Annotated in this window: 16 protein-coding genes; 6 read left to right on the forward strand and 10 right to left on the reverse strand. The window is 48.1% G+C overall.

What is annotated here, in order from left to right:
• Positions 1 to 27: 27 nt before the first annotated feature.
• Positions 28 to 1,278 (reverse strand): efflux RND transporter periplasmic adaptor subunit, encoded by a 1,251-nt coding sequence (locus DB398_RS00170; protein WP_108422391.1) that lies wholly within the window; start codon positions 1,276 to 1,278, stop codon positions 28 to 30.
• An 8-nt stretch (positions 1,279 to 1,286) separates the two neighbouring features.
• A complete protein-coding gene (locus DB398_RS00175; protein WP_108422392.1) occupies positions 1,287 to 2,627 on the reverse strand; it encodes a TolC family protein in 1,341 nt (446 codons plus the stop codon).
• A gap of 198 nt (positions 2,628 to 2,825) precedes the next feature.
• Here DB398_RS00175 and DB398_RS00180 point away from each other — a divergent pair, with 198 nt between their 5' ends.
• Genes DB398_RS00180 through DB398_RS00190 form a run of 3 tightly spaced genes read left to right on the forward strand, consistent with a single transcriptional unit; the run spans position 2,826 to position 6,004 of the window.
• Positions 2,826 to 4,190, forward strand: coding sequence for a sigma-54-dependent transcriptional regulator (locus tag DB398_RS00180; RefSeq protein WP_108422393.1), 1,365 nt, complete (start codon positions 2,826 to 2,828; stop codon positions 4,188 to 4,190).
• Positions 4,190 to 5,542 (forward strand): sensor histidine kinase, encoded by a 1,353-nt coding sequence (locus DB398_RS00185; protein WP_108422394.1) that lies wholly within the window; start codon positions 4,190 to 4,192, stop codon positions 5,540 to 5,542. The genes DB398_RS00180 and DB398_RS00185 overlap by 1 nt, the downstream gene beginning before the upstream one ends.
• A gap of 15 nt (positions 5,543 to 5,557) precedes the next feature.
• Positions 5,558 to 6,004, forward strand: coding sequence for a GreA/GreB family elongation factor (locus tag DB398_RS00190; RefSeq protein ID WP_234415969.1), 447 nt, complete (start codon positions 5,558 to 5,560; stop codon positions 6,002 to 6,004).
• Between the two features lie 49 nt (positions 6,005 to 6,053).
• Here the strand turns inward: DB398_RS00190 and DB398_RS00195 are convergent, their stop codons facing one another.
• From DB398_RS00195 to DB398_RS00230, 8 genes are all read right to left on the reverse strand, one after another.
• On the reverse strand, positions 6,054 to 7,595 hold the full coding sequence (locus DB398_RS00195; RefSeq protein WP_108422797.1) for a glycoside hydrolase family 43 protein: 1,542 nt from the start codon (positions 7,593 to 7,595) through the stop codon (positions 6,054 to 6,056).
• 262 nt (positions 7,596 to 7,857) lie between these two features.
• Entirely contained in the window at positions 7,858 to 8,262 is a 405-nt protein-coding gene (gene arfB, locus DB398_RS00200; RefSeq protein WP_108422395.1) for an alternative ribosome rescue aminoacyl-tRNA hydrolase ArfB, read from the reverse strand.
• Complete coding sequence (locus DB398_RS00205) at positions 8,240 to 9,235, reverse strand: sulfate/molybdate ABC transporter ATP-binding protein (RefSeq protein WP_108422396.1); 996 nt, start codon at positions 9,233 to 9,235, stop codon at positions 8,240 to 8,242. The genes arfB and DB398_RS00205 overlap by 23 nt, the downstream gene beginning before the upstream one ends.
• Before the next feature lie 69 nt (positions 9,236 to 9,304).
• Entirely contained in the window at positions 9,305 to 11,458 is a 2,154-nt protein-coding gene (locus tag DB398_RS00210) for a prolyl oligopeptidase family serine peptidase (RefSeq protein ID WP_108422397.1), read from the reverse strand.
• Positions 11,459 to 11,535: 77 nt separating this feature from the next.
• Positions 11,536 to 12,549 carry an aspartate-semialdehyde dehydrogenase gene (locus DB398_RS00215; RefSeq protein ID WP_108422398.1) on the reverse strand — a complete coding sequence of 338 codons (1,014 nt, stop codon included), beginning with the start codon at positions 12,547 to 12,549 and terminating at the stop codon, positions 11,536 to 11,538.
• 189 nt (positions 12,550 to 12,738) lie between these two features.
• Positions 12,739 to 13,146 carry a large-conductance mechanosensitive channel protein MscL gene (mscL, locus tag DB398_RS00220; RefSeq protein ID WP_108422399.1) on the reverse strand — a complete coding sequence of 136 codons (408 nt, stop codon included), beginning with the start codon at positions 13,144 to 13,146 and terminating at the stop codon, positions 12,739 to 12,741.
• A 75-nt stretch (positions 13,147 to 13,221) separates the two neighbouring features.
• Complete coding sequence (gene alr, locus DB398_RS00225; protein WP_108422799.1) at positions 13,222 to 14,334, reverse strand: alanine racemase; 1,113 nt, start codon at positions 14,332 to 14,334, stop codon at positions 13,222 to 13,224.
• Entirely contained in the window at positions 14,318 to 14,971 is a 654-nt protein-coding gene (locus DB398_RS00230) for a thymidine kinase (RefSeq protein ID WP_108422798.1), read from the reverse strand. The genes alr and DB398_RS00230 overlap by 17 nt, the downstream gene beginning before the upstream one ends.
• A gap of 157 nt (positions 14,972 to 15,128) precedes the next feature.
• Between DB398_RS00230 and DB398_RS00235 the strand changes: the two genes are divergently transcribed.
• From DB398_RS00235 to DB398_RS00245, 3 genes are read left to right on the forward strand one after another with little or no spacing between them, the layout of a single operon-like run.
• On the forward strand, positions 15,129 to 15,818 hold the full coding sequence (locus tag DB398_RS00235; protein WP_108422400.1) for a hypothetical protein: 690 nt from the start codon (positions 15,129 to 15,131) through the stop codon (positions 15,816 to 15,818).
• 49 nt (positions 15,819 to 15,867) lie between these two features.
• Positions 15,868 to 16,539 (forward strand): 16S rRNA (cytidine(1402)-2'-O)-methyltransferase, encoded by a 672-nt coding sequence (gene rsmI, locus DB398_RS00240; protein ID WP_108422401.1) that lies wholly within the window; start codon positions 15,868 to 15,870, stop codon positions 16,537 to 16,539.
• Between the two features lie 40 nt (positions 16,540 to 16,579).
• Positions 16,580 to 17,158: a uracil-DNA glycosylase family protein gene (locus DB398_RS00245; RefSeq protein WP_108422402.1), complete on the forward strand. Its 579-nt coding sequence runs from the start codon at positions 16,580 to 16,582 to the stop codon at positions 17,156 to 17,158.
• Positions 17,159 to 17,178: the final 20 nt, after the last annotated feature.

Consider the following 17,178-nt stretch of genomic DNA (forward strand, 5'->3'; position numbering starts at 1 on the left):
TACTTCGATTGGTGTTACACTTCACGTTTATTTTAGGACAATGCGTTCCGCTTCGCCAAAACTGTCGTAGTTGCTGGTAATGACCTGCTCCCCGGGTTGAAGCCCTTCCAGGACCTCATAGTATCTTGAATTTTGTTTGCCCAACCGAACATTCCGCTTGATGGCTTCCTCTCCATTGGGAGACACTACAAACACCCATTGTCCGCCGGTGCTCTGGAAAAACCCGCCCTTGGGCAATAGTAGGGCGTCGTTGGATTCACCCAATTGCAATCGGATGTTATAGCTCTGTCCGGCACGGATGGTCTCCGGTTTTTCTCCGGTGAACACCAAATCCACCCGGAACCTTCCATTTCGTACTTCGGGGTACACCTTGCGCAGGCGGAGACCGTATTCGTTCCCATTGCGTTCCAGTATGGCCGAAAGATCGCGTTTCACACGGTCGATATAATGTTCGTCGATATCGGCCTCGATCTTGAAATCGGTGAGGACATTGATCTGCCCGATGCGCTGCCCCTGAGCTATGTTTTGCCCAATCTCTGCATCCAGAAAACCCAATTGCCCATCTGCAGGGGCACGCACGTTGAGGTGGTCCAATCGCTCATACACCATGGAAAGGGTCTTGTGCATGCGGGAAAGGTCCGTATCCAATCCTTTGAGGGAAGTCTCACGCATTTGGTCGTCCTGCTCCGTTTGCAACTTTACGATCTCGAACTGTTTTTGGGCCAGCTCATAATCCGCCTTGGAGAGGAGGTAGGTTTCCTTGGAGATCAACTCATCTTCATACAGGGCCTTGTTCTGCTCATAATTACGCTTCAGGCGCTCAAGGTCATATTCCGCATTGGCAAGGGATTTTTTCCCTTCGACCTGTCTGGAATCGAAAGTAAGTTTGGTGGAACGGAGGTCGTTCTGTTTCAATGCCAGATTACTTTCGCTGGCCAAGATCTGCTCATACAGGTTCATGTTCTCCAATTTGAGGATGATGTCCCCTTTTTGCACCATAGACCCTTCCTCGATCAATTTTTCAGAAACACGACCGCCTTCGTAGGCATCCATATAGATGGTGGCAATGGGCGCCACGTTCCCGTTGATGGTAATGTAATCATCGAACTTGCCAGCGGTCACACCAGAAATGGAAAGACGTTCCTTTTCGGTCCTGAAGGTGGACATGGTAGTGGCAAAGAGCAATTTCCAGCCCACGAACAATAGGAGCACGCCCAAGGCAATGTATCCGTAATGTTTTGGTTTGAGTCCCTTCTTTTTTTCTAATTGTATATCCATGGTTCGTTTTAGTTGATGTTAAAAATGGGCAGTCCGCTGTAGAAGTCTATGGTGCTTTGGTTGACTTTTAATTTCAGCCCTACCTGCAGGTTTTCATTTTGTGCAACGGCAAAAAGGTTTTTGGCCTGAAAGAGGTCCAAGGCATTGATCAATCCCTTCTCGTACCTTTTTTGTGCAATGTCAAAGGCCAGTTGTTGTGCCTTCACTTTTTGGTTGCTCTGTTCATATTCCACATTGAACGAAAGGTTGTCCTGCACAAGCTGTTGCAACAATCGGAACAGTTCCTGCTCCTGTATCTCAAGGTTGTTCTTTTCCTGCAGATAAGCAATTTTTTGCTGCTTTACCCTGGAGTGGGCAGACCATCCGTTGCTGATGGGAATGTTCAATTGGGCGCCCATGTACTTTGAGGCATTGTCGTTGAACTGGGTCTTGAAGGGAATAATGTTGCCGTTGTCGTCCACATTGGTTTCAAAATAACTGGTCCCATACCCGGCGGTCAGTGAAAGCGAAGGGTAGAGGGTGCCCCGCGTGGCCTGTAGCTGTTTCTTGGCGGCATTTACCCGATATTCCTGCGATTTCACAAGTGGCACAAAGCTCCTTGCTGTTTGGTAAAGCGTGTCTAGGGAAATACTGTCCTGGGCCTCTTCGGCAATGGGGTCCAAGGTTTCTTGGAGCACAATGTCGTTTTGGTCGAGTAGGTTCATTTCCTGCAACAAGACCAGTTTGGCATTGGCCAAATTGTTCCTGTTCTGGGTCACCAGCAGTTTATCGGCCAATAGAATAGACTCGGCTTCGTAGAGGTCGGCACCCGCCATCATTCCCAGATCTACCTGTTTTTTCACAAGGTCGTAGTTGGCCTGCGATATTTCCAACTGCTCCAGACTGTTCGCCACAAGGCCCTCGTTGAACTTGATGTCATAAAAAGCGTTCATTACCCTAAAGGCCAAAAGGAACTTTTGTTGGAGCACATCCTCTTGGGTGGCCTTGTAGATAAATTTGGACGCCCTGATCGTATTCATTTTTTGAAAGCCCTGGAACAGATCCAGATTGGCCCCCAAGGAATAGTTGTTGCTAAAAAACTCGGTGTTCACATAATCGTTGGTGTTCGGATCCGCAGATCTACCATAATTGATGGTATAGTTGGTGGATCCACTTACCGATGGGAGCAGGTCCCGAATGGATTGCCGATAGCTCTCTTTGCTCGAATCTTTGTCATAATTGGTATTCTTCACTTGGAGATTGTGCTCAATGGCATAGGCCACGCATTCATCCAAGTTCCAGGTTTCTTGCGAAAACCCGACCAGGGAGGCCAAGAAGAACAGACTGACAATGTATGTTTTAAGGTTCATAGTTTTATCCTGTGCCAAAAATAGAGACCATTCTTATGCCAAATATTTAAATATCTGAAAATCAATAATATAAATTTATTTAAAAGTACTTATTTAAAATTTGGTGTAAAAAAATTGTACAAAAAACGTCCAAATATTTTACACATTGCCGGAGGATATGGTTCCAATTTGTAGCTTTGGACGATAGATAAGAATCCAATGGTTGACGCCAAGATCTTGGTCATAGACGATAACAGGAGCGTGTTGAGCGCTTTGGAGATTTTGCTACAGTTTGAGTACAAAAGCGTCCAGACACTTTTCAACCCGAACCAGATTTCCTCGTTCCCCAACATGGAAGAAATCGACATTGTGCTGCTGGACATGAATTTTTCGGCAGGGGTGAACACGGGCAATGAGGGGTTGTTCTGGCTCAACGAGATCAAAAAAAAATCACCGAACACCTCCGTGATCATGATGACCGCCTACGGAGCGGTGGACCTGGCCGTGACCGCCATAAAGCAAGGAGCCTCTGACTTTGTACTCAAACCGTGGAACAACGAAAGGTTGATGACCACGGTGAGATCGGCCTACGAACTCAGAAAGTCGAAGCAGGAAATCCATAACCTCAAAAAGAAGGAGAGCAGCCTGAAGCAGGTGATCAATGAAGGGAAGAATTTTATCATAGGCCAATCCAAAGCCTTGGGCTCCGTGTTGGATCTGGCGGCCAAAGTGGCCAAAACGGACGTCAACGTATTGATTACGGGGGAAAACGGCACTGGAAAAGAACTTATCGCCCGCGAACTGCACCGTTTGTCAGCCAGAAAGGATGAGGTATTCATTGGGGTTGACATGGGTTCCATAGCGGAAAATCTTTTTGAAAGCGAGCTTTTCGGGCACACCAAGGGTTCGTTCACCGATGCCAAGGAAGACCGTGCGGGCAAGTTCGAGGCAGCTCACCAGGGCACCCTTTTTCTGGACGAGATAGGCAATCTTTCCTTGCAGATGCAGGCAAAACTCCTGTCTTCCATTCAGAACCGTTCGGTGGTCCGGGTGGGTTCCAACAAACCCGTCAATGTGGACATCCGATTGATATGCGCCACAAACTGCAACTTGGAACAAATGGTGGTGGACGGACTTTTTAGGGAAGACCTGCTCTACAGGATCAACACCATCCACATAGAGGTGCCTCCCTTAAGGGAGCGTGGTGAGGACATTTTGGTGCTGGCCGAGTTTTTCCTCAAAAAATTTGCCCACAAGTATGATAAACCTGGGTTGAAGATCAACAATCTGGCACAGGAAAAATTGATGGAATACCTCTGGCCGGGCAATGTGCGCGAACTGCAGCACACCATGGAACGGGCCGTGATCTTGTCCGATGGCAATGTGCTCAAACCCACGGATTTTCTATTGCATGCCAAACCCACACAGTCTTTTGATGGGCAATTATTGACCTTAAATGAGATGGAGCAGCAGATGATCTATAGGGCATTGGACCAGAACGAAGGAAACTATAGTGCCGCTGCTGAGCAATTGGGCATTTCACGACAGACGCTCTACAACAAGTTGAAGAAAAAGAACCCCTAATGGCCAGTCGCAACTTTTATTTCCAGCTCATCATCAGGGTGGCACTAATTGCGCTTACTGCATTGGGATTGGCTTTTTCGGTGGCATGGCAGAAGTATCTTGCCCTGTCGTTTTGCACCATCCTTTTTGGGGCGCAGGTCTATGCGTTGATCACATTTATCAACAGCACCAACAGAAAGATCGCCTATTTTTTTGACGCCATCCGAAACGAGGATTTTACGCTCCGTTTTCCGGAAAGGGTGACCATAAAGTCCTTCAAAGAGCTCAACCAGAGCCTGAACCGGGTGAACGGGCTCATCCAGGAAGTGCACTTGCAGCTTCAGATCAGGGAGCAGTACTACCAAGAGATCTTGAAGCAGGCCAGTATTGGGATCATGACCTACAATGAAAAGGGGCACATCCTTTTCTCCAACCCCACGCTGGAAAAACTTTTGGACCATTCGCCATTGAACCACATCAAACAATTGATGCAGGTGGACGAAAAACTGTACCACGTTTTTAAGGACTTCCAACCTTTTGAACGGAAACTGTTCCAACTTTCGAATGAACGGGAACAGACCCAACTGGCATTGAAATCGACACCTTTGACGCTGGACGGAAAGTCGCTGCTGTTGGTAGTGGTGCAGGACATCCACAAGGAACTGGACGAAAAGGAAACGGAATCCTGGGTGCGGCTGATTCGGGTGCTTACCCACGAGATCATGAACACCATCACGCCCATTGCCTCCATTTCGGATTCCATCATCAGGTATTACCGCAACCATGGTAGGATAACCCCATTGGAAGAATTGGAGGAAAACCAGATCAAGAATACCCTCAAAGGATTGGAGGTGATCAAGGAACAAGGGGGCAACCTCATGGATTTTGTGCAATCGTACCGCAGCCTGCTGCATGTACCGGAGCCCAACAAGACCATTGTGAGGGGCAAGGAACTTTTGGACAAGATAGATGTGCTCATGTCCGCAAGGCTGCACGATACCGAAGTGGATTTTCAAGTGGGCTGCCATCCGGAGGACTTAGAGTTCTTCATTGACGAAAAGCAGATTGCCCAGGTGCTGATCAACCTCGCCAAGAATGCCCTACAGTCCGTGGAGGGCATTGAAAAGGGAAAGGTGCGCATTGTGGCAGGGCAGGATGGGAACGGCACCAAGTATATTGAGGTACAGGACAATGGACCGGGCATACCACCAGAGGTCATGGAGGAGATCTTTGTGCCTTTTTTTACCACCAAAAGTGAGGGAACCGGTATTGGGCTGAGCCTTTCCAAAAGGATAGTGCAATTGCACGGCGGCGGCATACAAGTACGTTCCTTACAAAATCAAGAAACTATTTTTAGATTGACATTTGTGTGATCATATTTGCAGATTGTGATAAAGGAACAACTTTTGAAATTCTGTTGGGACTACGTTGGTGAAAAGGCCCAAAGATTAAAGAACAGCAATGCGGACCTTCAGGAATCCTTGGATTCCGAGACCAAGAACTCCACAGGGGACAAGCACGAGACAGGCAGGGCCATGGTGCAGTTGGAACAGGAAAAACTGGCCCAGCAGTTTACGGAACTGGAAAGGACCAAGAGTATTCTGCAACGCGTGGATGTGCGGAAAAGATCGGAGACCATTGGTCTGGGCAGTTTGGTAAGGACCAATGCGGCCGATTATTTCATTGCCATATCAGCGGGAGCCTTCAAACAAGAGGGGAAGCCCATTTACTGCATTTCCCAGGAAGCGCCCATTGCGCAACTGTTGATGGGCAAGAAAAAGGACGAAACCTTTGTGTTCAATGGCAATTCCCATACCGTTTTGGAGGTGGGGTAAGGGAGATTTTTAAATGCCCGAAACCCTTTCTTTTTGCCTTGGGTCTAGCTCAGTATGAATCCGCTATTTTAAAATAATCGAAGTCTGCGTGGCCGCCTATTTTCTTGGTTGCATAATTGAAGAGACCAAAACGATACCCCATAAAATGGGGCAAGGTGTAGGACATGTTCAGCTGGCTTCCGAGTTGGGACCACTGTTTTCCATCCAAACTGTAGTAGAACTTGGCCGTGTCCTTGAGGTCGGTGAAATCGCATTCGGCCCTTAGATAGACTATATTCTGCTGTAGGGTCAGGCTTTCCATTTCTTTGGGTTGGTCGTTCTCGGCACTTACCATCACCAATTTTTTTGCCCCATTTTCAATTTTCACCCCAATCTGTCCGTATTTCTTTTGAAGCAATGCCAATCCGGCAAAATCGCCTTCTTTCATGTTTGATACATCCAGTGCGGTTGTTCCCGAACAGACCGGGCCAATGGTTCTTTGGGTCAAGGTGTTTCGTGCCTGCACAAAATCTTCATCGATGCGCCCCGTGGTCAATCTTAGATGCCCTTTCCTATCGGTCAAGGACCACAGACTGTCCACGGGGTTATGGTTCCACTGCCAGACCAAGGGCAATTTGGGATCGTTTTCGGTTCTGTTGAACTCATCACTGGCCACAATATGGGGAATGGGCCCCTTACCTGCTGGGAGATCCAGAGTGTCGGGGACCTTGCCCTCAACACCTAAAATAGGCCAACCATCTTCCCATGTGACCGGGGCGAGATAGGGTATTCTTCCCACTGAGCCATAATCCCTGAAAAGATAGGCGTACCAGTCACCATCAGGGGTGTCTATCAGCCCACCTTGGGCAATTCCCCTGTCCTGTAGGGCCACTTTGCCTTCATACGGACCGATAATGGCATTGGCCCTATGGATTAAAACGGTGCGCATCCCGTTGCGGGGCCAGGTGATGTTGAACAGGTAATATTTACCATCGACCTTGAACAATTGTGACCCTTCCGCTCCCAACATGATATCATCACCTGCCGGGGCACTGGCATTCTCAATGAGCACCCTTTCCGTGCCTTCCTTTACGCCTGACAGATCAGGTTCTAGCTCGGCCATCATCAGCTTTCCATTGCCCCAAATCATATAAACCTTGCCATCATCATCAAAATGCACGGTAAGATCATGGTAAGAGGGTTCAAAGGATTTTACCTCCCATGGACCTTTTTCGATATCCTTTGTGGAATACACGTAGGTTCTCCCTGTGGTTGCCGCAAAGGTGAACACGTAAAACGTATCATTATGATACCGGATACAACTGGCCCAAGACCCTCTGCCATAGGCATTTTTTCCGTTTTCCAAAGTAAGGGCGTCCACATCGGCTAAGGTATCGTAGGCATAATTCACCAATTTCCAATTGACCAAATCTGTGGATTTCATAATGGGAACCCCGGGGCTCATGTGCATGGTGGTACTGCTCATATAGTAATTGTTCCCGACGCGTACCATGGACATATCCGGTACATCAGCGAAAATGATGGGGTTGTGCGCCTTCTTGTGTTGTGCGCTCCCCCAAAAAAGGATGAAGAGCATTAAAAAAAGGGTCATGGCCCCCTTTTTGTGAGCCATTTGAAGAAAGGAACCCATCCGATTCCAGCGAATTAACGTTAAGGACATGATATTAATATTAGACCAAAATGTATGTCTTCGACAAAATGAAGCCCTTTTTGGAACATACAATATAAGTGTTTTTTTAACACATGTTTTGTGTCCCAAAAAATTGTTTTTGTTGATGAATGGCTCAAGCCAAGAGGTTCGCGCCAGTAGGAGAGAACCAATTTGGAAGATTGAGGATAGACAAGAGGGATAATCACCCCAAATCAGGCGGTTTCCGTCCCTCCTTTTTTTCCGAAGCTTTCTTTTTGGACTGTAGCCTTTTTTCCACTGAAGATTTGGTCGGCTTGGTCGCTTTTCGCTTTTTGGGTACCTCCAAGGCTTTTTTCAGTACCTCATAAAAGCGTTTTACCACCAGTTCCTTGTTCTTGTGCTGGCTCCGCGCCTCGTCACATTGCAGCAATAGCGTACCCTCGTTGGTCAATCGGGAGGAAAGTTTGAGCAGCAAGCGTTCCTTTTCGGCATCGGAGAGTCCTTCGGAGGTAGGGATGTTAAAGGTAAGCTCCACTTTGGAAGAAACCTTGTTCACGTGCTGTCCTCCAGCTCCGCCACTCCGAACGGCCTTGAATGCCAGTTCGCTATGTACTTGCTGTTTGTTCAACCTGAAGGCGCTTATTGATGGTCTTCAAAGATATGTTAAGGAAAACAAATTGTCCCTTGGTTTGTTTTTTTTGGGTGTTGAAGTACAGAAGGGTCCCATCGTCCGCCCTTCCCTCATTGAGGTAATGCTCTCCCCTGAAGAAAGAATGTTGTACCTCCGCCCGCACACCGCTCGTGCTTGAAACCTTGAACTCGTGGGGATAGACCAGCACCGACCGTTCTATTTTGGCATAGGATTTCAAAAGTCGGATGGGTACCTCGCTCACTTCGCCAAAAAGGGAGGCCGTGTAATGGTTGGGAGGGGTTTTGTACAGTTTCCTGGTCTTTTGGTTGGCAATGATCTCCCCTTTCTCCAGAATGATGGTCCGTTCGGCATAGGGAAGCACATCGTTGGGATCGTGGCTGGCCGTGAGCACCGTGATCTCTTTTTCCTTCAGATAGGGGAATAATTTTCTACGCAGCCCATTTCGCTTGAAATTATCGATATGGCCAAAAGGTTCGTCCAATAACAGGATCTCGGGCTCCTGTGCCAATACCCGGGCGAGGGCCACCCGCTGCTGTTGTCCGCCACTGAGCTGTTGCACCTTCGTCTTCGCAAAAGCCTCCATTTCGATGAGATCCAAAAGCTCATCGATGCGTTGTCGGTGAGTCTCCCTTTCAAAAACGGATAGGAACTGCCCAATGTTCTCCTCCACGGTAATGTAGGGCATCAGGTCAAAATCCTGGGCCAGGTATTTCATGTAAGGCTCGCCCGGAACCAGATTGTAGTTGGGCCCAAGCGCTTGTTGGTCTCCCCAAAAAATGGAACCGTCCTCCACGTGCAGCATTCCATAGATGACCTTCAGCAAGGTGCTCTTGCCCGAGCCGCTTTCACCCATCAATGCCACATGCTCGCCTTTGGCGACTTCAAAAAAAATGTTCTTTAAAATGTCCCGGTCATTATAACCAAAGGACCCGATATGGACTTTCAGCATACATTTAAATGGAGGCTGTCCAATTTCTTTGTCCGAATGATGATGTTGGACAGCCTCTTTATCAATTCTCTAATCCTTAAATTCCTTGAGCACCGCTTGGTTGGGGAGCTCATCATACCCCATGTTGAAGAAGGTAAACCCGTAAATATCGGCATACTGTTCAATAGTCTTGCTCACAGGGGTTCCCGCTCCGTGGCCGGCATTGGTCTCGATGCGGATCAAGGTAGGGTTGGTCCCGGCCTGTTTTTCCTGGAGTTCCGCTGCAAATTTGAAGCTGTGCGCGGGCACTACCCTGTCATCATGATCGCCCGTGGTCACCAAAGTAGCGGGATATTCCGTTCCTTGCTTCACATTGTGCACGGGGGAATAGCCTTTCAAATAGTTGAACATTTCGGCATCGTCTTCCGAGGTGCCATAATCGTAGGCCCAACCTGCACCGGCCGTAAAGGTGTGGTAGCGGAGCATGTCCATTACACCCACAGCGGGAAGGGCCACTTGCATCAAATCCGGACGCTGGGTCATGGTGGCACCCACCAACAGCCCTCCGTTGGACCCGCCACGGATGGCGAGGTATTCCTTGGAGGTGTAGTTGTTCGCGATCAAATATTCGGCTGCGGCGATAAAATCGTCAAAAACGTTCTGTTTTTGGAGCTTGGTACCCGCTATGTGCCATTTTTTCCCATATTCGCCCCCGCCCCTTAGATTGGGAACGGCATAGACTCCGCCCTGTTCCATCCAAACGGCATTCACAATGCTGAAGGAAGGGGTAAGGCTAATGTTGAACCCGCCATAACCATACAGCATGGTGGGATTTTTACCGTTGAGTTCCAACCCTTTCTTGTACGTGATGATCATGGGGACTTTCGTGCCGTCCTTGGAGTTGAAGAACACTTGCTTCGACTCATAATCGTCTGGGTTGAAATCGATTTGGGGCTTCCAATATTGTTGGTATTCGCCAGTTTCCACATTGTACTTATAGAGAGATCCGGGGGTATTGTAGTTGGTGAAGGAGAAGTAGAATTCCTTGTCCTCTTTTTTGCCGCCAAAGCCACCTGCACTTCCCACACCAGGAAGTTTTACTTCGCGGACCAGTTTCCCTTCATAATCGTACTGCATTACTTTGGAAATGGCATCCACCATATATTCGGCAAAGAAATAACCTCCGCCGGTGCCCGGAGTGAGCACATTTTCGGTCTCGGGGATCAAGTCCTCCCATTGGTCCGGGGTCGGGTTGGCGGCATCCACCATGACCACTTTTCTATTGGGGGCGTCCCTGTCGGTGACCAAGTACAGTTTGGAACCCACATTGTCGATCACATAGGTGTCGGAATCCGTATCATCCAAAATAGTGACCAATTTTGCATTCGGGTCGGTCAGGTCCAAAAGGAACAATTTGTTGCCCGAGGTGGATATAGAGGCCGAAATGAACAGGTATTTTTGATCTTCGGAAACAGAACCACCCACATAGCGGTGCTTTTCCTCCGGAGTGCCACCAAAAATGATCTTGTCCTCGGATTGTGGGGTGCCCACTTTATGATAGTAGAGTTTATGCTGATCCGTTTTTGCAGAAAGTTCGCTGCCTTCGGGCTTGTCGTAGCTCGAGTAGAAGAACCCTTCGTTCCCCTTCCACGAAATGCCACTGAACTTGATATCGACCAAGGTGTCCTCCACAATTTCCTTGGTTTCGGCATTGATCACGATTCCTTTCCTCCAATCACTTCCTCCTTCGGAGATGAGATAGGCGGCCAAGGAACCATCTTTGGTGAAACTAAGGCCCATCAACGAAGTGGTGCCGTCCTCGGAGAAGGTATTGGGGTCCAAAAAGACCTCTTCTTTGCCCTCCCCCTTTTTCCGATAGACCACATATTGGTTCTGCAGTCCGTCGTTCTTGTAATAATAGGTGTAGTCACCTTCCTTGAACGGGGAACCTACTTTTTCATAGTTCCAGAGTTTTTCCAAACGGTTTTTGAGGTCTTCCCGGAATGGAATTTGATCAAAATACCCAAAAGTGGCGGCATTTTGTTGTTTCACCCAGGCCTCGGTCTCTGCACTTCGGTCATCTTCCAGCCAACGGTAAGGGTCTTGTACATCGGTACCGAAGTAATTGGTCACGGTATCGACTTTTTTGGTAGTGGGATAGTTCACCACAATAGGTTCTCTTTTTGTTGTTTCTTGGCAGGCCGCAAATAGAACGACAACAGCCAAAAGACTTGCGTTTTTCATTTTTTTTCAGATTGATTCTGATAAAAATACCATAAAAACCGACAATCTCTTGGCTGGGGCCTAAGCTTTAACGTATTTTATGAAACGACCTTGGAGGCGTTGGAAACCAGATGGTTCTCCACCAAATACTCCGCAATCTGTACGGCATTGGTAGCAGCCCCTTTTCTTAGGTTGTCCGCAACGATCCACATGTTCAAGGTGTTGGGTTGGGTCTCGTCCCTTCGGATGCGTCCCACGAACACCTCATCCTTGCCATTGGCGAACATCGGCATGGGGTAGGAATTGGTTTGCGGATTGTCCTGCACCACTACGCCAGGGGTCTCACTGAGGAGTTTACGTACCTCCGTAAGGTCAAAATCGTTGTGGAACTCCACGTTGACAGATTCTGAGTGTCCGCCAGCGGTTGGGATACGCACTGCGGTCGCGGTAACGGAAAACGTACGGTCGTCCAATATTTTTTGTGGCTCACGGGCCAATTTCATCTCTTCCTTGGTGTAGCCGTTATCCAAGAACACATCGCAATGGGGCAGCGCGTTACGGTTGATGGGGTATGGGTAGGCCATTTCACCCTCAATACCGGAGGCCTCGTTTTCCATTTGCTGTACAGCCTTCACACCGGTACCCGAAACGGATTGGTAGGTGGAGACGATTACCCTCCTCATTTGGTATTTTTTGTGCAATGGGTTCAGTGCCATCACCAATTGGATGGTGGAACAGTTGGGATTGGCAATGATCTTGTCCTCCGGGGTCAAAGTGTCCGCATTGATTTCGGGAACCACCAATTTTTTGGTAGGGTCCATGCGCCAAGCGGATGAATTGTCGATGACAGTGGTACCAACCTCCGCAAATTTTGGGGCCCATTCCAGTGATGTGTCGCCTCCTGCCGAAAAAATGGCAATATCAGGTTGGGCGGCCACAGCATCGGCCAAGCCTATTATGGTATGTTCCTCGTTCTTATAGCTGAGCTTTTTGCCCACGGAACGCTCAGAGGCGACCAATAACAATTCGGTGATGGGGAAGTTGCGTTCCTCCAGTACGTTCAACATGACTTCGCCGACCATTCCGGTGGCTCCAACAACTGCTACTTTCATTTATAAAATAATTTCTTGATGCAAAGGTAGTCCAGTCAACGAGTTAAACAAGACTTTTTCCAATGAATAATCAAAAAATAACAAAATGTTATAAATAAAAAAACCACCAACCTGTCAGCGAAACAGATTGATGGTTTTAGGGTTATTGTGGTATAGCGGTCGTACCGATAATTTCGATACGTACGATTCTTATTTCTTCAACAAATCGCGAATCTCTGCCAACAACTCTTCCTGGGTCGGGCCTTTTGGAGCTTCTGGAGCGGGTTCCTCTTTTTTCTTCATACGGTTCACGCCTTTTACGATCATGAACATCACAAAGGCAACGATCAAAAAGTCGATGACATTGGTGAGGAATTCCCCATAGAGCACCGTGATATCCCCCACGACCTCTCCGGCATCGTTCACAGTGCCTTCCTTGATCGTATATTTGAGGTCGTTGAAATCTGATTTGAACAAAAGTCCCACCAAAGGGGAAACAATTCCCCCTGTAAATGAGGAAACCACTTTGTTGAAAGCGGCACCCATGACGAAACCTACGGCGATGTCCACCAGGTTTCCTTTCATTGCAAAATCCTTAAATTCTTTTATAAAGCCCATTTTATAGTGTAGTATTGGTTAATAGGAAACAAATTAAGCAAAAAAGGAGTTTTATTTCACCAAAAAGAAGAAAAATCAGCGGTCGATGATGACCCTTTTTACCCGTTGCGATATGGCGGTGAGGATTTCGTAGGAAATGGTGCCCGCTCCCGATGCGAAATTTTCGGCCGATCGCTGCGGTCCAAAAACAAGGACCTCGTCCCCTTCCTTGCAGTCCACGCCGGTCACATCTACCATGATCATGTCCATGCAGACATTGCCGATCAGCGTAGCTTCTTTTCCATTGATGAGCACTGAGGCTTTTCCCTTACCGTACTGTCTGCTGATACCATCGGCATGGCCAATGGGCAATGTTGCCGTCTTTGTGGTGCCCTCCGTTCGGAACGCCCTGTTGTATCCCACGGTTTCCCCGTCACTTATCTCATGGATTTGGGAGATGATGGTCTTTAGTGTGGCCACAGGCCTTAGGTTTGGGTCGATCAGGGCATCGTTCCCATACCCATAAAGTCCGATGCCGCTCCGGACCATTTCGAACTGGGCCTCATTGGAATAATTGATGATGCCGGAAGTGTTCAGCATGTGCCGCATGGGGATATATCCCAACTTTTGGGCCAAGGCGGCACTCCGTTTTTTAAAAGTATCGATCTGGCCCAAACTGAAAGTACGTTCACTGGAATCTTCCGAGGCGGCCAAATGGGAAAAAACTGAGACGACCTTTGCTTCTAGGCTTGCCTTGAACCGCTCTGCGATAAATGCGATCTCATTTTCCTTGAACCCAAGCCGGTTGAGCCCCGTATTGAATTTGATATGCACTGGGTAGGCCACTTGTTTTTTGGCACGGGCCGCCTCCAAAAACTGGGTCAGGATGTTCTGGGAATAGAGACTGGGCTCCAGACAACGATCTATCATTTCGTCAAAATTGGAAGCCAAGGGATGAAGGACGAGAATAGGGGTTTTTATGCCTGCATTACGGAGAAGTACGCCCTCGCTCACGTAGGCCACGGCCAGATAATCGGCCCCAAGAATCTCCAGTTTTTTGGCAATGGCGACCATGTCACTTCCGTAGGCAAATGCCTTTACAACGCCCAAAAACTTAGTGTTGGGGGCTATTTTGGACCGTAAATAGCGATAATTGTGCTCCATGGCGGATAGGTCCAGCACCAGAGTGGTCTCACCTACCTTGTCCATCTGCATTTTTCTTTTTGGTATCCACTTCTTCGGATTCCACGTCCATTTGGTTGATTTTTTCCCGCAACATGGCCTTGTAGAAAGCGGCCCTGCTCAACGGTTCGTATTCCTCGGTCTCCCCCAAGAGCACGAGCTTGTCGTTGCTGGATTTCCGAAAACTGTAGTTGGCGAGGTTCCCGGTCCGGGTACAGACAGCATGTACCTTGGTGACGTATTCCGCTGTGGCCATCAAGGCGGGCATGGGGCCAAAGGGATTGCCCTTGAAGTCCATGTCCAGGCCTGCCACCACAACGCGCACACCTAGGTTAGCGAGGTCATTGCAAACAGTAACAATCTCATCATCAAAGAATTGTGCCTCGTCAATGCCCACTACATCACAGTCATCTGCCAAAAGGCGGATGTTCGCCGCGGCGGGAACGGGTGTGGAACGTATTTCGTTGGCATCATGGGAGACCACCATTTCCTCATGGTAACGCGTGTCCACAATGGGCTTGAAAATCTCCACTTTCTGTTTGGCAAACTGTGCCCGTTTCAGCCTTCGGATGAGTTCTTCGGTCTTTCCCGAAAACATGGAGCCGCAGATGACCTCTATCCATCCAAACTGTTCTTTAGGGTTGACCGTATTTTCGAGAAACATACCGTATTTTTGAACGAAACTTTGTGTTTTTCCGTTATATTGGGACAAGGCACAAAGCTACTAAAAAAATGTGCCCCCGATCGAGGGTTGAAATTTAACCTTTTGTAAGCAGTAGATTTTACAAAATGGCCTTATTTTTATAGTAAAGAGTATAGCTATGATGAAGAAATTAAGGGAAGAACTGATAAAACTGTCCACGGAGATCATAACAGCAAAGGAAGATGTGGAGCTTGTGGAGCTGTACGATAAGGCCAGGATCATCTATGAGAAATTGGCCGTGCTCAAGTTCATAGAGGAAAAGCTGAACGATGTACAGGTAGATGTTTCGAAGAACGTAGTGGCCTCTCGGTTCGAAAAAGTGGCCAGTGCCGTAATGAGCGGAAACACATCGGTGCCGGAGAGCAACCCACATGAGGAGGACATCATGACGCCGGGAATGGACACCATCAAGGACATTGTATCCGAACTGCCCACCGAAACCGCCTTGGACCAAATATTTGCCGAGTTTGTGGCAAAGCCCGATTTCATGAAGAACGACAAGGAAAACCTTGCGCCATTGAAAGAAGAGATCAAACAAGGGCAGGCCGTGCTTCCAAAATCGTTGAACGATAGATTGGGAAAGGACTTTCAGATTGGGCTGAATGACAAATTGGCCTTTGTAAAGCACCTTTTCAACAACAGTATGGAAGACTATACCCGGGTCTTGTCACAGCTCAACACCATTGATACCGAGGAGCGCTCCATCGCTTTCATCAACAATATGGTGAAGCCAGAGTACAACAACTGGGACGGCAAGGAAGAGTATGAGACCCGTCTTATCACCTTGATTGAAAGAAGGTTCTCCTAAATCCCAATTTTCCAATTTCATTTTGACAGGAAGACCGTAACTTTGGTTTATGGGAAAGTTATATCTGGTACCGACACCAATAGGAAATCTTGAAGATATTACGCTTCGCGCCATAAAGGTGCTGAAAGAGGTCGATGTAGTTTTGGCCGAGGACACCCGCACCAGTGGCAAGCTCCTAAAGCATTTTGAGATTGCGACTCCCCTGCAGAGCCACCACATGCACAACGAGCACAAACAAGTGGAGGCACTTGTGCAAAAACTAAAGGGAGGGGCCGTTTATGCACTCATTTCTGATGCGGGCACCCCTGCGATTTCAGACCCTGGTTTTTTGCTCACGCGCGCCTGCGTGGAAAACGGTATCGAGGTGGAATGCCTGCCCGGAGCCACCGCTTTTGTACCGGCCTTGGTGAACAGTGGCCTACCCAACGACCGTTTTGTGTTCGAAGGATTTCTCCCCATAAAAAAAGGTCGTCAGACCAAATTGCAAGAACTGGCCGAAGAGACCCGAACCATGGTCTTTTATGAATCTCCCCATAAATTGTTGAAAACATTGGCGCAGTTTGTGGACTATTTTGGAGCGGACAGACCGGTTTCGGTATCGCGTGAACTCACCAAACTCTACGAGGAGACTGTTCGTGGTACCCTTTCCGAGGTTTTGGAGCATTTCACCCAAAAAGCCCCCAAAGGGGAATTTGTGGTCATCGTGGGCGGGAAGAAATAACCCTGTTAGTTGCACCCCTGTTTTTCGACCTAAAAGAACCATGGAACAATTGCTTTCCCAAATTCGAAGCTGCACACATTGCAAGGAACATTTGCCCTTGGGACCAAGGCCCATCGTGGTGGCCAACCCAAAAGCAAGGATCCTCATTATCGGGCATGCCCCAGGGACGAAAGTCCACCAATCAGGCATCCCGTGGGACGATCAAAGTGGCAAACAATTGCGGAAATGGATGGGTGTTACGGATGAAGAGTTTTATGATGGGACCAAAATTGCACAAATGCCCATGGGGTTTTGTTATCCCGGAAAGGGAAAAACAGGCGATTTGCCCCCAAGGCCCGAATGTGCCCCCCAATGGCATGCAGCACTTTTGGAGAATATGCCCAATTTGAAATTGACACTGTTGATAGGGCAGTATTCACAGCAATATTATCTGGGGAATAAAAGAGGGAAGAATTTAACGGAGACCGTCAAAAACTACAAAGCGTATTTGCCCCAATATTTTGTGTTGCCCCATCCATCTCCCAGAAACCGGTTTTGGTTGAGCAATAATCCGTGGTTTGAGGAAAAGGTACTGCCCAATTTAAAGGCCAGAGTGTTGGAAAGCTTGCCCCTGTCATAAGCAACTTGGTCGAGTTGATA

It is taken from the genome of Flagellimonas amoyensis (genome assembly GCF_003058265.1).
Classification (GTDB): domain Bacteria; phylum Bacteroidota; class Bacteroidia; order Flavobacteriales; family Flavobacteriaceae; genus Flagellimonas; species Flagellimonas amoyensis.